General features: G+C 71.5%; 11 protein-coding genes and 1 tRNA gene. 10 read left to right on the forward strand and 2 right to left on the reverse strand.

Features of this window, described 5'->3' with window-relative positions:
* The first annotated feature begins 51 nt into the window (after positions 1-51).
* Positions 52-762 (forward strand): DegT/DnrJ/EryC1/StrS family aminotransferase, encoded by a 711-nt coding sequence (locus V1L54_RS15775; protein ID WP_443076656.1) that lies wholly within the window; start codon positions 52-54, stop codon positions 760-762.
* 116 nt (positions 763-878) lie between these two features.
* Positions 879-951 (forward strand) — tRNA-Thr (locus V1L54_RS15780).
* Positions 952-1,016: 65 nt separating this feature from the next.
* Here the strand turns inward: V1L54_RS15780 and V1L54_RS15785 are convergent.
* Positions 1,017-3,665: a SpoIIE family protein phosphatase gene (locus V1L54_RS15785; RefSeq protein WP_330118792.1), complete on the reverse strand. Its 2,649-nt coding sequence runs from the start codon at positions 3,663-3,665 to the stop codon at positions 1,017-1,019.
* Positions 3,666-4,050: 385 nt separating this feature from the next.
* On the opposite strand from V1L54_RS15785, the gene V1L54_RS15790 reads away from it, so the two are divergent.
* The 8 genes from V1L54_RS15790 (at position 4,051) to V1L54_RS15825 (ending at position 17,614) form a co-directional block, all read left to right on the forward strand.
* Entirely contained in the window at positions 4,051-9,537 is a 5,487-nt protein-coding gene (locus V1L54_RS15790) for a HAMP domain-containing protein (protein ID WP_330118640.1), read from the forward strand.
* A 243-nt stretch (positions 9,538-9,780) separates the two neighbouring features.
* On the forward strand, positions 9,781-10,452 hold the full coding sequence (locus tag V1L54_RS15795; protein WP_330118641.1) for a response regulator: 672 nt from the start codon (positions 9,781-9,783) through the stop codon (positions 10,450-10,452).
* A gap of 135 nt (positions 10,453-10,587) precedes the next feature.
* Positions 10,588-13,308, forward strand: coding sequence for a DNA translocase FtsK (locus tag V1L54_RS15800; protein ID WP_330118642.1), 2,721 nt, complete (start codon positions 10,588-10,590; stop codon positions 13,306-13,308).
* A 182-nt stretch (positions 13,309-13,490) separates the two neighbouring features.
* A complete protein-coding gene (locus tag V1L54_RS15805) occupies positions 13,491-14,297 on the forward strand; it encodes a helix-turn-helix domain-containing protein (RefSeq protein ID WP_330118643.1) in 807 nt (268 codons plus the stop codon).
* 61 nt (positions 14,298-14,358) lie between these two features.
* Positions 14,359-15,885 carry a 30S ribosomal protein S12 methylthiotransferase RimO gene (gene rimO / locus V1L54_RS15810; protein WP_330118644.1) on the forward strand — a complete coding sequence of 509 codons (1,527 nt, stop codon included), beginning with the start codon at positions 14,359-14,361 and terminating at the stop codon, positions 15,883-15,885.
* The gene (pgsA, locus tag V1L54_RS15815) at positions 15,882-16,523 is read left to right on the forward strand and encodes a CDP-diacylglycerol--glycerol-3-phosphate 3-phosphatidyltransferase (protein WP_330118645.1); all 642 of its coding nucleotides are present in this window, start codon (positions 15,882-15,884) and stop codon (positions 16,521-16,523) included. The genes rimO and pgsA overlap by 4 nt, the downstream gene beginning before the upstream one ends.
* Complete coding sequence (locus V1L54_RS15820; protein ID WP_330118646.1) at positions 16,516-17,136, forward strand: CinA family protein; 621 nt, start codon at positions 16,516-16,518, stop codon at positions 17,134-17,136. The genes pgsA and V1L54_RS15820 overlap by 8 nt, the downstream gene beginning before the upstream one ends.
* Before the next feature lie 94 nt (positions 17,137-17,230).
* Entirely contained in the window at positions 17,231-17,614 is a 384-nt protein-coding gene (locus V1L54_RS15825) for a helix-turn-helix domain-containing protein (RefSeq protein ID WP_100200078.1), read from the forward strand.
* Between the two features lie 225 nt (positions 17,615-17,839).
* On the opposite strand, the gene V1L54_RS15830 is transcribed toward V1L54_RS15825, so the two are convergent.
* Positions 17,840-18,652, reverse strand: coding sequence for an Fpg/Nei family DNA glycosylase (locus V1L54_RS15830; protein WP_330118647.1), 813 nt, complete (start codon positions 18,650-18,652; stop codon positions 17,840-17,842).
* Positions 18,653-18,734 lie beyond the last annotated feature (82 nt).

An 18,734-nucleotide genomic window follows, 5' to 3' on the forward strand; every position in this document is an offset into this window, starting at 1 on the left:
GTTCCCGTCACCGGCAGTTCACGCAGGGCCCTCAGCATCGTGGCCATGGCGATGGGGACGAGGACACCGGCCGACACGCTCCGGTCGAGACTTGCGGAGCAGCACATAGGCGTCGGAGACGAGGTCGTCGTGCCGGCCTACTGCGACGGTGAGATCGCGGCCGCGGTACGGGATGCCGGAGCGCTGCCGGTCTTCGCGGACATCGAACCGGCGAGTCTCTGCCTCGATCCGGCCTCCGTCGCCATCGTCCTGAGTGAGCGGACCGCGGCCATGGTTCCCGTGCACCTCTTCGGTCACCCCGCGGACATGGTCTGCCTGCGCGCACTGGCGCAGCAGCACGGGCTGAAGGTGATCGAGCCGGACTCCGGAGCGGCCGTGTCCTCGGTGGAGGTCGCACGCCGTCGACAGCATGCCGAGTTCCTGAGCTCCCGGCTGACCGGCGTGGTCGTGCCGTTCGTGGCGGCCGGCGTACGGCACGTGTACGAGCAGTACGTGGTACGGGTGCCGGGCAACGGGCGGCCCGACCGGGACGCCTTCAAACAGGCGCTGCGGGCACGCGGGGTGGAGTGCCGGGTGCCGGTGCGGACGCCGCTGCACCGGCTGCCGGAGTTCCGGACGGACGTGTGGCTGCCCGAGGCCGAGCGGGCGGCGGGGGAGTGCCTGGCGCTGCCGCTGGACGCCGCCATGTCCCGTCGTGAGCTGCAGCGGATCGTCTCGGCCTGCAACGCGCTGGGTGGCCTGCTGGTGGAGCCCGCCTGCTGAGGCGGGCGCCTCGGAGCTCTGTAGTGGGATTCCGATCCGTGGGCGGGACGCACGGAGTGGGACGAACACGTGGTCGGAAGTACCCCGCCGGTCGGGTATGATCTATCCCGCTGCTCGCCCCAATAGCTCAGTCGGCAGAGCGTCTCCATGGTAAGGAGAAGGTCTACGGTTCGATTCCGTATTGGGGCTCGGACAATCGGAAGGCCCCCGCCACACGGCGGGGGCCTTCGGCGTTTCCGCTCCCGTCCTCCGTGTCACTCCGGGACACGCATCGCGAGGATCGCCATGTCGTCGGAGGGCGCGTCCGCCGCGAAGCGTTCCACGGCGCGCATGATGCGCGCGGCGACGGCCCCCGCCGTCAGGCCCGTGCAGGTGGTGAGGACTTCCGCGAGGCCGTCGTCTCCCAGCATCCGGTCGCCCTCGCGGCGCTCGGTCACCCCGTCGGTGACACACAGCAGGACATCGCCCGGGTCGAGGCTGACTGTCTCCTCGTAGAGTTCGAGGTCCTCCAGCACGCCGAGCAGCGGCTGCGGCTCGGCAGCCGACTCGACGGTGCCGTTCTGCCGGAGCCGCAACGGCAGCGGGTGTCCCGCGCAGACGACCTTGAGGGTGGCCCCGCCCTCCGGGTTCGGCCACAGCTCACCGTAGAGCAGGGTCAGGAAGCGGCTGCGGGCTCCCTCGTCGAGGATCGCGGTGTTGAGCCGTTCCAGCACGGCCGGGCCGCCGAGCCCCTCGCGAGCCAGCAGCCGCAGCGCATGGCGGGCGAGGCCGGTGACCGCCGCGGCCTCGGGACCGGTGCCGCAGACGTCACCGATGGCGAAGCCGTACGCGCCGTCGCGGATGGGGAACAGGTCGTAGAAGTCGCCGCCGACCTCGTTGCCCTCACCCGCGGCACGGTAGATGACCTCGACCTCGACACCGGGCACCTCGGGGAGCTCGGGCGGCAGCAGACTGCGCTGGAGGGACTGGCTGATGGCGGTCCGCTCGCTGTAGAGGCGGGCGTTGTCCAGGGCGAGGGCGGCCCGGCGGGAGAGGTCCTCGGCGAGCTCCAGGATCTCCTGGCGGAAGCGCTCGTCGGAGGGCTTGCCCAGCGTCAGCAGGCCGATGACGCGGTTGCGGGCCACCAGCGGCAGGACCACCGTCTCCCCGCCGACCGCGGAGGCGGTGGCGAGGGTGGTGCCGGCACCACCGCCGGTGGAGTGGCTGCCGGACAGGCCGGTGTGGTCCAGGCCCAGGCTGCGCAGGGAGGTGCGCAGCGCGGTGGAGTGCGCCGCGTCGCCGGGGGCGCTCCACAGCCGGGCACCCGGGGTGGGCACCGGGTCGGGCGGGGGGACCTTGGCCAGCAGCGCCTTGAGGCCGTCGATGCGTTCCTCGTCCTCGTGCAGGACGTACGACAGCTCGGGCTCGGTCTGCTGCTCGGCGATGGTGTAGACGGCGCACCAGGAGGCGAGGGTGGGGACCGTCATCTGGGCCATCAGGGCGAGCGTCTGGTCCCGGTCGAGAGTGCCGGCGAGCAGGTCGGAGGCCTCGACGAGGAAGGACAGCGAGCCGCGGCGCAGCCGCTCCAGCTCGGTCAGCCGCGCGGACTCCACGGCGAGCGCGATCCGGTCCGCGGCGAACTGCAGTCGCAGGGCCTCCTCGTTGGTGTACCGGCCGGGCGCCTCCGCGGAGACGCCGAGCGAGCCGGTCAGCCGCCCCTCGACCTTCAGCGGGACGGTGACGACCGAGCGCATGCCCGTACCCTCCAGCAGCGGGACCGCATCGGGCACGGCGGTGAGGTCCTCGTGGACCGAGGGCATCCGGGCCGAGCCGTAGCGCCCGCTGCCCGCCTCGACGGGGACGCGGGCGAAGCGCTGGCGGGCCGCGGGCAGACCGGTGGTGGCGCGTACCTCCAGTTCGGTCTCGTCGTCGGTGGCCAGCAGGAGGAAGGCGGCGTCGCCGTCGAGCGTGTCGCGGGCGCGTTCGACGGTGCGCTGGAGGAGACCGTCGAGGTCGTCCGGCGGCGGGGAGCCGATGAAGACGTCGAAGGCGTCGGTGCCGCCGCGCTCCCGGCGCTCGGCGGCACCGGCGCCGTCGGAGGCCGCGCCGCGCGACGGGGACTGCAGCACCGCGCGCTCGTGGTCGCGCACCAGCAGGCAGACCGTGGAGGGCTCGCCGTCGGCGTCGCGGACGCGCAGATGGGAGGCGTAGACCGGGATGGTGCGGCCGTCGGCGCAGCGGATGCCGTACGAGCCCTCCCAGCGGGACATGGTCAGGGCCTCGGCGACGCCGGTGCCGGTGCCGGGGGTGTGGGGCCAGGCGGCCAGGTCGGTCAGCGGTTTGCCGGTGACCTGCCCCGCGGGATAGCCGAACAGCTCACGGGCGTCGTCGTTCCAGGAGGAGACGGTGCCGCTCCGGTCCACCTGTACCACGGCGACGCGGACCCGGGTGTCGGTGACGGGCAGGACGCTGTCGGGGAGCACCGGCCCGGCGCTGCGGGTGCCGACCGGGCGTTCGGGGAGGTCGAGCCGGAACCAGACGCGCTTGTCGGTGGCGGTGTAGTCCACTCCCCAGCGGTCGGCGAGCGAGGCGCACAGCAGCAGGCCGCGGCCTCCCTCGCGATCGGGGTCGCCGTAGTGGTGGCCGAGATCCTGGACGGGCAGTCCCCGGTCGGGGTAGCGGTCGACGACCTCGACACGCACGCCGCTGTCCCCGTCGCGCAGGCAGCGGACGTCGGCGGCGGTCCCGGCGTGGACGACGGCGTTGGTGACCAGTTCGCTGGTGAGGACGACGGCGTCGTCGACGATGTCGGCCAGCCCCCAACCCTGGAGGGTGTCGCGTACGAAGGCGCGGGCAGCCGCCACCGAGCGTCCGACCGGCTCGAAGGTAGCCGCAGCTCGCGCCGTGATCACTGTTCTCCCCATGGCTGTTCCGCCGCCGTTGTCGCCGTTGCCGCCGCCCGTGCGCGCCGGTGTCACAGGTGCCCGCTGGGCGCCCACCGCCGCCGCGGCCAGCCCCTGCCCGGCACTCGCCTCGTCCACCGCAGCGCCCCTCCGAATACCCGTCGTGATCACATAACCGTCACGGTCCTGGCCCCGGTGGACCGGGACGGATGGACAGCCGGATGCCAGGTTACTTACGTTCGCAGTGCGAGCGGGCCCCGGATGCGGGTGTTTCCCCCCTGAGGCGGTTGGCCGGCGGTGTGCGATGCTGCCGAACTGTTATCGCCTGGTTCCACCATGGTGAAACACTGGGAGCGCTCGATGTGAAATGCCCGGGCGGAACGTTCGACCCAGCGGGAGGAACACGGTGCAGTCTGGCGGAGCGGTGCGAGGTGCCAGCACGCGCACGAAAGGCGGGCGATCCCGGGCCGACGGGACGGTCGAGGTGGACGCGGCCTCGGTCCGGCGGCTGCTGACCGCGCTCGAGGCGATGCGGGACGGGAACTTCCGCAAACGCCTCACCGTCGCCGGCAGCGGCCCGATGGCCGAGATCGCGGCCGTGTTCAACGAGGTCGCGGAGCGGAACCTGCATCTGACCAGTGAGCTGGCCAGGGTGCGCCGGGTGGTCGGCCGGGACGGCAAGCTGACCGAGCGGCTGGAGACCGGTGCCTGCGAGGGAGCCTGGGAAGCGGCCATCGACGCGTCGAACGCGCTGGTGGACGATCTGGTGCGACCGGTCTCCGAGGTCGGCCGGGTGCTGTCGGCGGTGGCCGAGGGCGATCTGGAGCAGCGGATGGACCTGCGGGTCCAGAGTCCGAACGGGACGACACAGCCGCTGCGGGGCGAGTTCCTGAAGGTCGGGCGTACGGTCAACGGGCTGGTCGACCAGCTCTCGACGTTCACCGACGAGGTGACACGGGTCGCCAGCGAGGTCGGTACCGAGGGGAAGCTGGGCGGCCAGGCGCGGGTGCGCGGCATGTCCGGGTCCTGGAAGGACCTGACCGACTCCGTCAACACCATGGCCTCCCGGCTGACCGCCCAGGTCCGCGACATCGCGCTGGTGACGACCGCGGTCGCCAAGGGCGACCTGTCGCGCAAGGTCACGGTGCACGTGGCCGGGGAGATGCTGGAGCTGAAGAACACCGTCAACACGATGGTGGACCAGCTCTCGGCCTTCCAGTCCGAGGTGACGCGGGTGGCGCGCGAGGTGGGCACCGAGGGTGAGCTGGGCGGCCAGGCGCGGGTGCCGGGCGCCGGGGGCGTGTGGAAGGACCTGACGGACTCCGTCAACACGATGGCGGGCAATCTCACCTCCCAGGTGCGTGAGATCGCCCGGGTGACGACCGCCGTGGCGAACGGCGACCTGTCGCAGAAGGTCACGGTCAACGCGCGCGGCGAGGTGGCGCAGCTCGCCGAGACCATCAACACGATGACCGAGACGCTGCGGACGTTCGCGGACGAGGTGACGCGGGCGGCCAGCGAGGTGGGCACCGAGGGCGTCCTGGGCGGCCAGGCGCAGGTGCCGGGCGCGTCGGGCACCTGGAAGGACCTGACGGACTCGGTGAACACCGCGTTCCGCAACCTCACGGCGCAGGTGCGGGACATCGCGCAGGTGACGACGGCGGTGGCGCGCGGAGACCTGTCGCAGAAGGTCACCGTGGACGTCTCCGGCGAGATGCTGGAGCTGAAGAACACCGTCAACACCATGGTGGACCAGCTCTCCGCCTTCGGCTCCGAGGTCACCCGGGTGGCCCGGGAGATCGGTGTGGAGGGTGAGCTGGGCGGCCAGGCGCAGGTGCCGGGCGCGGCGGGCACCTGGAAGGACCTGACGGACTCGGTGAACACCGCGTTCCGCAACCTCACCGGCCAGGTCCGCAACATCGCGCAGGTGACGACGGCGGTGGCGAACGGTGACCTGTCGCAGAAGGTCACCGTGGACGTCTCCGGCGAGATGCTCCAGCTGAAGAACACCGTCAACCGGATGGTCGACCAGCTCTCCGCCTTCGCCGAGCAGGTGACCCGGGTGGCCCGGGACGTGGGCACCGAGGGGCGGCTGGGCGGTCAGGCGCGGGTCGACGGTGTCTCCGGCACCTGGAAGGACCTGACGGACTCCGTCAACTCCATGGCGGGCAATCTCACCGCGCAGGTCCGCAGCATCGCGCAGGTGACGACGGCGGTGGCGCGCGGTGATCTGTCGCAGAAGATCGAGGTCGACGCCCGGGGCGAGATCCTGGAGCTGAAGAACACCCTGAACACGATGGTGGACCAGCTCTCCTCGTTCGCGGAGCAGGTCACCAGGGTGGCGCGCGAGGTGGGCACCGAGGGGCGGCTCGGGGGCCAGGCGCAGGTGCCCGGGGTGGCGGGGGTGTGGCGTGACCTGACCGACTCGGTCAACGGCATGGCCGGGAACCTCACGGGGCAGGTCCGCAACATCGCCCAGGTCGCCACCGCCGTGGCGCGCGGAGACCTGTCGCAGAAGATCGAGGTCGACGCCCGGGGCGAGATCCTGGAGCTGAAGAACACCCTGAACACGATGGTGGACCAGCTCTCCTCGTTCGCGGAGCAGGTCACCAGGGTGGCGCGCGAGGTGGGCACCGAGGGCATCCTCGGCGGCCAGGCCGAGGTGGAGGGGGTCTCCGGCACCTGGAAGGACCTCACCCAGTCCGTCAACGGCATGGCGAACAACCTCACCTCCCAGGTGCGCAACATCGCCGAGGTCACCACCGCGGTCGCCCGGGGCGATCTGTCGAAGAAGATCACCGTCGACGCCAAGGGCGAGATCCTCGCCCTGGTGACGACCGTGAACACGATGGTGGACCAGCTGTCGTCGTTCGCGGAGCAGGTGACGCGGGTGGCGCGTGAGGTGGGCACCGAGGGCATGCTGGGCGGCCAGGCGCATGTGCCGGGCGTCACGGGCATCTGGAAGGACCTGAGCGAGAACGTCAACCTGATGGCGTCGAACCTGACGAACCAGGTGCGCAACATCTCCCAGGTCGCGACGGCGGTCGCCAACGGCGACCTGACCAAGAAGGTGACCGTCGAGGCGAGTGGCGAGGTGGCCCAGCTCGCCGACGCCGTCAACACCATGGTGAAGACGCTGTCGTCGTTCGCGGAGCAGGTGACGCGGGTGGCGCGTGAGGTGGGCACCGAGGGCATCCTCGGGGGCCAGGCGCATGTGCCCGGGGTGTCGGGCACCTGGAAGGACCTGACGGAGTCCGTCAACTCGATGGCCTCCAACCTCACCGGCCAGGTCCGCAACATCGCCCAGGTCACCACCGCGATCGCCCGGGGTGATCTCACAAAGAAGATCGACATCGACGCGCGCGGCGAGATCCTGGAGCTGAAGACCACCATCAACACGATGGTGGACCAGCTGTCGTCGTTCGCGGAGCAGGTGACCCGGGTGGCGCGCGAGGTGGGTACCGAGGGGCGGCTGGGCGGTCAGGCGCGGGTCGACGGCGTCTCCGGCACCTGGAAGGACCTCACCGAGTCGGTGAACGAGATGGCGGGCAACCTCACCGCCCAGGTCCGCAGCATCGCCGGGGTGGCCGCCGCGGTGACCCGGGGCGACCACAACGTGAAGATCGACGTGGACGCCGCGGGCGAGATCCTGGCGCTCCAGGACAACATCAACACCATGATCGCCACCCTGCGCGAGACCACGCTCGCCAACCAGGAGCAGGACTGGCTCAAGGGCAACCTCGCCCGTATCTCCGGTCTGATGCAGGGCCGCCGTGACCTGGCGGACGTGGCGCGGCTGATCATGAGCGAGCTGACCCCGGTGGTCTCCGCCCAGCACGGCGCCTTCTTCGTGGCCGCGCCCACCGGCGCGAACCAGGAGGTCGGGGTCGGAGCGGGCGAGGACGGCACGTACGAGCTGCGGATGATCGGCAGCTACGGCTACTCGCAGAGCACCATGCCCACCATGTTCCGGCCGGGCGAGTCCCTGGTGGGAACCGCGGCGGAGGAGAAGCGCACGATCCTGGTCGAGCAGGCTCCGCCCGGCTATCTCAAGATCTCCTCCGGGCTGGGCGAGGCACCGCCCGCCAACGTGGTCGTGCTGCCGCTGCTTTTCGAGGGCAGTGTGCTCGGCGTCATCGAACTGGCCTCCTTCCAGCCCTTCAACCAGATCCAGAAGGACTTCCTGAACCAGATCGCGGAGATGATCGCCACCAGCGTCAACACCATCAGCGTCAACACCAAGACGGAGGTGCTGCTGCGGCAGTCGCAGGAGCTGGCCGAGCAGCTCCAGGAGCGTTCCGTGGAACTGGAGAGCCGGCAGAAGGCGCTCGAGGACTCCAACCAGGAGCTGGAGGAGAAGGCGGCGCTGCTGGCCAAGACCAACCGCGACATCGAGATCAAGAACTCCGAGATCGAGGACGCCCGGCAGGTCCTGGAGGAGCGCGCCGAGCAGCTCGCGGTCTCGATGCGCTACAAGTCCGAGTTCCTGGCGAACATGTCGCACGAGCTGCGCACTCCGCTGAACTCGCTGCTCATCCTGGCCAAGCTGCTGGCCGACAACGCGGAGGGCAATCTGACGCCCAAGCAGGTGGAGTTCGCCGAGACGATCCACGGCGCGGGATCCGACCTGCTCCAGCTGATCAACGACATCCTGGACCTGTCGAAGGTCGAGGCGGGCAAGATGGACGTCAGCCCGACCCGTATCGCGCTGGTCCAGCTCGTGGACTACGTCGAGGCGACCTTCCGGCCGCTCACCGCGGAGAAGGGGCTCGACTTCTCGGTGCGGGTCTCGCCGGAGCTGCCCCCGACCCTCCACACCGACGAGCAGCGGCTGCTCCAGGTGCTGCGCAACCTCCTGTCGAACGCGGTGAAGTTCACCGACAGCGGGGCCGTGGAGCTGGTGATCCGCTCGGCCGGGTCGGACGTGCCGGAGGCGATCCGCGACCAGATGCTGGAACACGGCTCGCTGCGCGACCCCGACTCCGAGCTGATCGCCTTCTCGGTGACCGACACCGGCATCGGGATCGCGCAGAGCAAGATGCGGGTGATCTTCGAGGCGTTCAAGCAGGCGGACGGCACGACCAGCCGCAAGTACGGCGGTACGGGGCTGGGGCTGTCCATCAGCCGGGAGATCGCGCGGCTGCTCGGTGGCGAGATCCACGCGGTCAGCGAGCCGGGCCGGGGCTCGACCTTCACCCTCTACCTCCCCCTGCCCCAGGTCGACCAGTCCTCCGGCGGCCACTCGCAGTCCGGTGCCGCGGAGACCGACCGGACGCCCGGTGCCGATGCCGAGGAGGGCACGGGCCGGGAGACGGACCACGCCCTGGACGTACCCGCCGCGGAACGCGCCGCGGCGGCACTGGCCTCCCGCCGCCGTACGCTCCCCCTGCCGCTGCCGGAGAAGCAGCCGGCACGGCGGGAGGCGGAGCGCGACGAGCCCGGGGAGTCCGGTGCCGAGCCCTCCTGGCAGCGGAACAACGGACGGCAGCCGGCCCGGGAGCGTCCGCGCCGCGCCTTCGGCGGCGAGAAGGTGCTCATCGTCGACGACGACATCCGCAACGTCTTCGCGCTCACCAGCGTGCTGGAACAGAACGGCCTGCAGGTGCTCTACGCAGAGAACGGGCGCGAGGGCATCGAGATGCTGGAGCAGCACGACGACGTGGCGGTCGTCCTGATGGACATCATGATGCCGGAGATGGACGGGTACGCCACGACCACGGCGATCCGGCGGATGCCGCAGTTCGCCGGCCTGCCGATCATCGCCCTGACCGCGAAGGCGATGAAGGGGGACCGGGAGAAGAGCATCCAGGCCGGGGCGTCGGACTACGTCACCAAGCCGGTGGACACCGATCACCTGCTGTCGGTCATGGCGCAGTGGATGAGGACGGAGTGATGTGCGATGGTTCCGGGGACACCGGACGTGCGGCGGGCCGGGGAGCATTACGTGTGAAGTGCTGCAATCGGGGAACCTTCGGACCGCCCGTGGCGTTCTGGCTACGTGCACAGTGACATCTCGGTGACAGGGTGTGGTGGGCCGCGAGGTGGGGCTACCATGACCGGCACAAGGGCGGGCGGCGTAAAAGAGTCGTTCCCGGTGGCGGCGTCGAGGACGCCGCCCGGGCGAGGAGGACGGGCCATGGTGCAGAAGGCCAAGATCCTCCTGGTCGATGACCGGCCGGAGAATCTGCTGGCGCTGGAGGCGATCCTCTCCGCGCTGGACCAGACGCTGGTGCGGGCATCGTCAGGGGAGGAGGCGCTGAAGGCGCTGCTCACGGACGACTTCGCGGTCATCCTGCTGGACGTGCAGATGCCGGGCATGGACGGTTTCGAGACCGCGGCCCACATCAAGCGGCGTGAGCGTACCCGGGACATCCCGATCATCTTCCTGACCGCGATCAACCACGGTCCGCACCACACCTTCCGCGGCTACGCGGCCGGTGCCGTCGACTACATCTCCAAGCCGTTCGACCCGTGGGTGCTGCGGGCGAAGGTCTCGGTGTTCGTCGAGCTGTACATGAAGAACGTCCAACTGCGCGAGCAGGCCGAGCTGCTGCGGCTGCAGACGGAGGGCCGGGGCGCGGACGGAGACGGCGGCGGGGGATCGTCCTCGGGCGTGCTGGCCGAACTCTCCGCGCGGCTGGCGGCCGTGGAAGAGCAGGCGGAGGCGCTCTCCAAGCACCTGGACAACTCCACGGACGCCGCGGCGGTCGCCACGGCCGCCCATCTGGAGCGCAAACTCTCCGGCCTGCGGCGGGCACTTGACGCCCTGGAGCCGGGCAGTGCGGCTTCGCTTCCCTCGCAGAACTGACCGCCGCCCGGCCGGCGGCTTCCCGCCGGTGGCCGTGACCTGACGGGGTGTCGGGCGCGCCGCGCCGGACCGCATTCGTATCATCCGCCACTTCGGTCCGTGTCTTGGCGGGCTGTCACGGGTAACCTCGGCACCATGGCCTCACGTACGTCCGGCAAGGCCGCCAAGAAGGCGCCCGCGAAGAAGGCCGCTGCCAGGAAGGCCCCGGCATCGAGGTCCGCCGCGCCCGGGAAGCCCCCGGCGAGACGAGCGGCGAAGAAGGCGGCGCCCAAGGCGCCCCCGAAGCCCGCGCCGTCCCCGACGAACGGCGTCTACCGTCTGGTCAGGGCCCTGTGGCTCGGTCTCGCGCATGCCGTCGGCGCCCTGCTGCGGGGCATAGGCCGCGGTGCCAGGGGACTGGACCCCGCGCACCGCAAGGACGGGCTCGCCCTGCTGCTGCTCGGTGTCGCCCTGGTGGTCGCGGCCGGCACCTGGTCCAATCTGCGGGGCCCGGTCGGCGAGCTGGTCGAGATGCTGGTCACCGGTGCCTTCGGCCGTCTCGACCTGGTGGTCCCGATACTGCTGGGCGCCGTCGCCGTACGGCTGATGCGGCATCCCGAGAAGCCCGAGGCCAACGGGCGCATCGTGATCGGGCTCTCGGCACTGACCGTCGGTCTCCTGGGCCTGGTGCACATCGCCTGCGGTTCACCCGGGCGCGGCGGGGACGCCGGTGCGGTCCGTGACGCGGGCGGCCTGATCGGCTGGGCCGCCTCCAAGCCGCTGGTCCTCACCGTCAGCGAGGTGCTGGCGGTGCCCCTGCTGCTGCTGCTCACCGTCTTCGGGCTGCTCGTCGTCACCGCGACCCCCGTCAACGCCATTCCGCAGCGGCTGAGGCAGCTGGGCGTACGTCTGGGCCTGGTGGCGGCGGACGATCCGGTGGACGGCGGCCACGAGGGGTTCCCCGACGACGGGCCCCGGCCCGTCCGGCCGCGGCGGGCGAGCCTCCGCAAGGACGGCGACGACGCCTTCCAGGCCGAGAAGCGGGCGCTGGACGGCCGCCGCTCCCGCCGTACCGCCGCCCCGGACGGTTCCCGGGACTCCCGGGGTGCCGTGGACGTGGCCGCCGCCGCGGCCGCCCAGCTGGAGGGCGCGGTCCTGCACGGGGTGCAGCCCTCACCGCTGGTCGCCGACCTCAGCAGCGGGGTCCGGACCGAGCGGGACGAGCACGAGCACACCGGCACCGCGCCGGCCGCTCCGCAGGCACCGGCCGCTCCGGCGGCCGGGGGCCGGGAGCACTCGGCGGCGGGCGGCGCCGTACCGGACCTGACCAGGACCCCGCCCCCCGAGCCCGCCGACTCCCTGCCGCCGCGCGCCGAGCAGCTCCGGCTGGCGGGGGACGTCACCTACGCGCTGCCGTCGCTGGACCTGCTGGAGCGCGGTGGCCCGGGACGCACCCGAAGTGCCGCGAACGACGCGGTCGTCGCGTCACTGAGCACGGTGTTCGCGGAGTTCAAGGTGGACGCCGCCGTCACCGGCTTCACCCGTGGGCCGACGGTCACCCGCTACGAGATCGAACTCGGCCCGGCGGTCAAGGTCGAGAAGATCACCGCGCTGGCCAAGAACATCGCCTACGCCGTCGCCAGCCCGGATGTGCGCATCATCAGCCCCATCCCGGGGAAGTCGGCGGTCGGTATCGAGATCCCCAACACCGACCGCGAGATGGTCAAGCTCGGTGACGTGCTGCGGCTGGCCGAGGCCGCCGGCGACGAGCACCCGTTGCTGGTCGGGCTCGGCAAGGACGTCGAGGGCGGCTATGTCACCGCCAACCTGGCGACGATGCCGCACATCCTGGTCGCGGGCGCCACCGGGTCCGGAAAGTCGTCCTGCATCAACTGCCTGATCACCTCGGTGATGGTGCGCGCCACCCCCGAGGACGTCCGGATGGTGCTGGTGGACCCCAAGCGGGTCGAGCTGACCGCGTACGAGGGCATCCCGCACCTGATCACCCCGATCATCACCAATCCGAAGAAGGCCGCCGAGGCCCTGCAGTGGGTCGTGCGCGAGATGGACCTGCGCTACGACGACCTGGCCGCCTACGGCTTCCGGCACATCGACGACTTCAACGCGGCGGTGCGCTCCGGCAAGGTGACGGCGGCCGAGGGCAGCGAGCGGGAGCTCGCCCCCTACCCGTACCTGCTGGTGATCGTGGACGAGCTGGCCGACCTGATGATGGTCGCGCCGCGCGACGTCGAGGACGCGATCGTGCGGATCACCCAGCTCGCCCGTGCCGCGGGCATCCATCTGGTGCTGGCCACCCAGCGTCCCTCCGTCGATGTCGTCACCGGTCTGATCAAGGCGAACGTGCCCTCCCGGCTCGCCTTCGCCACCTCCTCGCTCGCCGACAGCCGGGTCATCCTCGACCAGGCGGGCGCCGAGAAGCTGATCGGCAAGGGCGACGGCCTGTTCCTGCCGATGGGAGCGGGCAAACCCACCCGTATGCAGGGCGCCTATGTCACCGAGGAGGAGGTCGCGGGCGTCGTCGCGCACTGCAAGAAGCAGATGGCCCCGGTCTTCCGCGAGGACGTGGTCGTCGGGCAGGGCCGGAAGAAGGAGATCGACGAGGAGATCGGCGACGACCTCGACCTGCTGTGCCAGGCGGCCGAACTGGTGGTCAACACGCAGTTCGGCTCCACCTCGATGCTCCAGCGGAAGCTGCGGGTCGGGTTCGCCAAGGCGGGCCGGCTGATGGATCTGATGGAGTCGCGCGGAGTGGTGGGTCCGAGCGAGGGGTCGAAGGCCAGGGACGTACTGGTCAAGCCCGACGAACTGGACGGGGTGCTGGCGATGATCCGGGGAGAGGATCACTCGCAGGGGTGAGCAGGGCAACCATTTCCCCTGGCAAGGCGTCAATCGGAGGGAAGATCGGGGCATGTGGACGCCGATGGGCGGGCAAGCCCATCCCTATGGCGGACAGACTCCCCCCGCCCGCTTGCCCGACCCTTCAGCACCCCCTCTAGACTGAGTACCCAGCAGGTGGCTCACGCTCGAAAGGCGCCCTCGTGTCCATCGGCAACCCCTCCCCGGAAGACCGGCCTTCCGTCGGTCAGGCGATCCAGCAGGCCCGTATCGACGCACGGCTGACGGTCGACGAAGTCAGTACCGCCACCCGTATCCGCGTCCCGATCGTGCACGCCATCGAGCAGGACGACTTCTCCCGGTGCGGGGGCGACGTCTACGCCCGGGGGCATCTCCGCACCCTGGCCAAGGTCGTCGGTCTCGATCCGGAGGAACTGCTGGCGCGGTACGACTCCGAACACGGCGGGCGCCCGGCGCCGACCCCGGCTGCCACCCTCTTCGAGGCGGAACGCATCCGCCCCGAGCCGTCCCGCCCCAACTGGACCGCGGCCATGGTCGCGGCGATCGTGGCGGTGGTCGGCTTCGTCGGCTTCACCCTGTTCACCGGTGGGGACGACGCGGAGCACCCCCCGACCGCCCGGCAGGAGGTCCCCGAGCCCACCGGGACCACCGACCCGGCCAAGCCCGCCGACCGCAAGCCCGGTCCGGCCCCGACCGAGTCCGACAGCGCCATCGCCGCCGTCCCGGCGGACAAGGTCACGGTCAAGCTGGTGGCCGAGGACGGGCAGAGCTGGTTCTCCGCCGAGGGCCACGACGGGCGGCTGCTGGAGGAGAACGTCCTCAAGGACGGCGAGTCGCGGACCTTCACCGACGACGAGCAGATCAACCTGGTCCTCGGCAACGCGGGCGCGGTCACCCTCTACGTCAACGGCAAGGAGGTCGGCAAGGCCGGCGAGAACGGCCAGGTGCAGCGGGTCAGCTACACCAAGGGCGATCCCGAGCAGGGCTGAGCAGCGGGACGGAGGAACCCTGAGGGCGGGGGGCGCGACCGGAACGAAGTAGGCTGAGGCCATGCCCGAACGCCGTACCGTCGCACTGGTCACCCTTGGCTGCGCCCGTAACGAGGTGGACTCGGAGGAGCTCGCGGGCCGTCTGGCGGCGGACGGCTGGGAGCTCGTCGAGGACGCCGCCGACGCGGACGTCGCCGTCGTCAACACCTGCGGTTTCGTCGAGGCCGCCAAGAAGGACTCCGTCGACGCCCTGCTGGAGGCGAACGACCTCAAGACGGCCGCCTCCGGGGCGGGCGGCCGCACCAGGGCCGTGGTCGCCGTCGGCTGCATGGCGGAGCGCTACGGCAAGGAGCTCGCCGAAGCGCTGCCCGAGGCCGACGGAGTGCTCGGCTTCGACGACTACGCCGACATCTCCGAGCGCCTGCAGACCATTCTCGCCGGGGGTTCGCACATCCCGCACACTCCCCGCGACCGGCGCAGACTGCTGCCGATCAGCCCGGCCGAGCGGCAGGGCGCCGATGTCGCGCTGCCCGGGCACGGCGCGGTGTCCGCACCCTCCGCCGATCCGCCCGCCGACCTGCCCGACGGGCTGGCCCCGGCCTCCGGGCCGCGGGCTCCGCTGCGGCGCAGGCTGGGCAGCAGCCCGGTCGCCTCGGTGAAGCTGGCCTCGGGCTGCGACCGGCGGTGCTCGTTCTGCGCCATCCCCTCCTTCCGCGGGTCCTTCGTCTCCCGCCGCCCCTCCGACGTACTGGCCGAGACCAGGTGGCTGGCCGGGCAGGGGGTGAAGGAGATCATGCTGGTCTCCGAGAACAACACCTCCTACGGCAAGGACCTGGGTGACATCCGGCTGCTGGAGACGCTGCTGCCCGAGCTCGCCGCCGTGGACGGCGTCGAGCGGATCCGGGTCAGCTATCTGCAGCCCGCCGAGCTGCGCCCCGGCCTGATCGACGTCCTGACCGGGACGGAGAAGGTCGCCCCCTACTTCGACCTGTCCTTCCAGCACTCGGCCCCGGGCGTACTGCGCGCCATGCGCCGCTTCGGCGACACCGAGCGCTTCCTGGAACTGCTCCGGACCATTCGCGCCGGGGCGCCGCAGGCGGGCGTCCGGTCGAACTTCATCGTGGGCTTCCCCGGTGAGACCGAGGCGGACCTGGCCGAGCTGGAGCGTTTTCTGACCGAGGCGAGGCTGGATGCGATCGGTGTCTTCGGGTACTCGGACGAGGAAGGTACCGAAGCGGCGACCTACGAGGACAAGACCGACCCGGAGACGGTGGCCGAGCGGCTGGACCGCGTCTCCCGGCTCGCCGATGAGCTGACCGCGCAGCGCGCGGAGGAGCGCGTCGGCGAGACCGTACGGGTGCTGGTCGAGTCGGTGGACGAGGAGGACGGGCCGGTCGGGCGAGGGGAGCACCAGGCACCCGAGACCGACGGGCAGGTGTTCCTCACCGGCCCGGGCGGCTCCTCGGGGTTCTCCGTGGGACAGCTGGTCGAGGCGAAGGTGGTGGCGAGCGAGGGTGTGGATCTCGTTGCCGAGCCGTTCCCGGACGTCGTCCGGGGGCGCCCCCGGAATGAGGAGGCGGGTACATGACGGACATCCCGGCTTCCGCGGCGAGGGGCGGAACAGTGGCGGAACAGGAGAGAACGGCCGCCCGCAAGGCGGGTCTGTGGAACATCGCCAACATCCTCACGATGATCCGGCTGCTGCTGGTGCCGGGCTTCGTGTTCCTGATGCTCGCCGACGGCGGACACGACCCGGTCTGGCGCTCCTTCGCCTGGGCGGCCTTCACCATCGCGATGATCACCGATCTCTTCGACGGGGAGCTGGCCAGGCGGTACAACCTGGTCACCGACTTCGGCAAGATCGCAGACCCGATCGCGGACAAGGCGATCATGGGCGCCGCGCTGATCTGCCTCTCGGCGCTCTCCGACCTGCCCTGGTGGGTGACGGGAGTGATCCTCTTCCGGGAGCTCGGCATCACCCTGATGCGCTTCTGGGTGATCCGGCACGGTGTCATCCCGGCCAGCCGCGGCGGAAAGCTGAAGACCCTCGCCCAGGGGATCGCGGTGGGCATGTACATCCTGGCGCTGACCGGGCCGCTGGCCACCCTGCGCTGGTGGGTGATGGCCCTGGCCGTGGTCCTGACGGTGGGCACCGGTCTGGACTACGTGCGGCAGGCCGTGGTCCTGCGGCGGGCTGGGGCGGCGGAGAGGAAGGGCCATGAGTGACGAGAGCGCCGGAATCGTCGAGGCGCCCGAGGCGCCCGAGGCTCCTGAGGCCTCCGAGGTACCCGAGGCCCCCGAGACCGTCGGGGACACCGGGGAGACCGCGCAGGCCCTGAAACTGCTGGCCGACCGCGGCCAGACCGTCGCCGCCGCCGAGTCGCTCACCGGCGGACTGGTCGCCGCCGAGCTGACGGCGGCCCCCGGCGCCTCGGTGACCGTCCGCGGCTCGGTGACCGCCTACGCCACCGAGGTCAAGCACCGGGTGCTGGGCGTGGACGCGGACCTGCTGGCGGAGCGGGGCGCGGTCGACCCCGAGGTGGCCCGCCAGATGGCGGCCGGCGTACGGCGGGTGCTGGGCACGGACTGGGGCCTGGCGACGACCGGGGTCGCGGGCCCCGAGCCGCAGGACGGGCAGCCGGTCGGCAGGGTCCATGTGGCGGTCGCCGGTCCGGACACCGGACCCGTGGCCCTCTCCCTGGACCTGGACGGGGACCGGGCGGAGATCCGGGCCGAGAGCGTATGCGCGGTGATCCGGCTGTTCTTGAGCGAACTTGTGGAAAATGCGGCGACAAAGGATACGGAACACAGTGGGGGGAATGGATGTTTGCAGCCCTGAGTGAACACAGCATCGCTCCCCGCACGGCCGCGGTTGTAGGCGGTACGGTGGGGCATGAAGGATCCGGGTCAGCGGTCCTAGGAGGGAGCCACCGATGATTCTGCTCCGTCGCCTGCTGGGTGACGTGCTGCGTCGGCAGCGCCAGCGCCAGGGCCGTACCCTGCGCGAAGTCTCCTCATCCGCCCGGGTTTCGCTCGGCTACCTCTCGGAGGTCGAGCGGGGGCAGAAGGAGGCTTCCTCCGAACTGCTCGCGTCGATCTGCGAGGCGTTGGACGTGCGGATGTCCGAGCTGATGCGGGAGGTCAGTGACGAACTGGCGCTCGCGGAGCTGGCGCAGTCCGCGGCGAGCGACACGGTGCCCGCGCCGATGCGCCGTCCCGTTCTCAACCCGGTGTCCGTGACGTCGGTCACGGGCCGTCCGGAGGAGCGGGTGACCATCAAGGCGCCCACGGAAGCCGTCGACGTCGTCGCCGCCTGACCGGCGCGCACCGAGTACACGCCGGAACAAACCGCCACGGGCCCGGCCCGGTCGAGAAGACCGGGCCGGGCCCGTGGCGGCCCGGCCCCTCCGTGTGCCGGATCCGGCGGGCGGCACGCGGGCACAGGTTCGGCGAGGGGTACGGACAGGTGCCGTTCCGCTCGGCCCACGGCGGCACGCGCGGAACGGCACGGCGGGCTGCCCCGGCGCGCCGTCCCGGGGCGGTCAGCGGGAGGCCGGAGCCGGGGAGGGCCCCGTCTGGCAGCCCGGGCACCAGTACGCCAGGCGCTGTCCGTCGGACGGGCCGGGCAGCCGGCTGCGAACGGTGGTGCCGCAGCGCAGACACGGACTCCCCGCACGGCCGTACACCCACAGACCACTGCTCCGGCCGGGGACACCACCGGTGGTGACGCGTCGGGGCCGGTCCTTGTTGACCTCCAGCAGCTTCCTGGCCAGGGCGGGCAGGCGTTCGGGGGAGGGGAGCTCGCCGACCGGAAGCCAGGGGCTGGCCCGTACCAGGAAGCACAGCTCCGCCGCGAAGACGTTCCCGATGCCGGCCAGGTTGCGCTGGTCGAGCAGGGCCTCGGCGAGCGGCCGGCCGGGGTCGGAGAGCAGCCGCCGCAGCGCCTCGGCCGGATCCCAGTCGGGGCCGAGGAGGTCCGGGCCGAGATGGCCCACCACCCGGTCCTCCTCGGTGGTGCGCAGCAGTTCCAGGACGGGGAGGCGGTAGCCCACGGCGGTCCGGGCCGCGGTGGCCAGGACGGCGCGGATCTGGTGCCCCGGCCCGCCGCGCCACCGCTCACCGGCGGCGTAGGTGCGCCAGGCGCCGTCCATCCGCAGATGGGAGTGGAGGGTCAGCCCGCCCTCGAAGCGGGTCAGGAGGTGCTTGCCGCGCGGGAGGGTCTCCAGCACCTCGCGGCCGGTCAGATCGGTGGTGGCCAGCCTGGGCACCCGCAGGTCGCAGCGGACCAGGGGGGCTCCCGACAGCGCGCGGTGCAGCTGCCGGGCCGTGCGCCAGACCGTGTCCCCCTCGGGCATGGGAAGCGCTCTCCCTCCTCGTCCGCGGACCGCCGGGCCGGACGTACGGCGGCCGTGGCGCACGTCCGCCGCTCCCACTGTG

The organism is Streptomyces rubellus, assembly GCF_036323805.1.
In the GTDB taxonomy this organism is placed as follows: domain Bacteria; phylum Actinomycetota; class Actinomycetes; order Streptomycetales; family Streptomycetaceae; genus Streptomyces.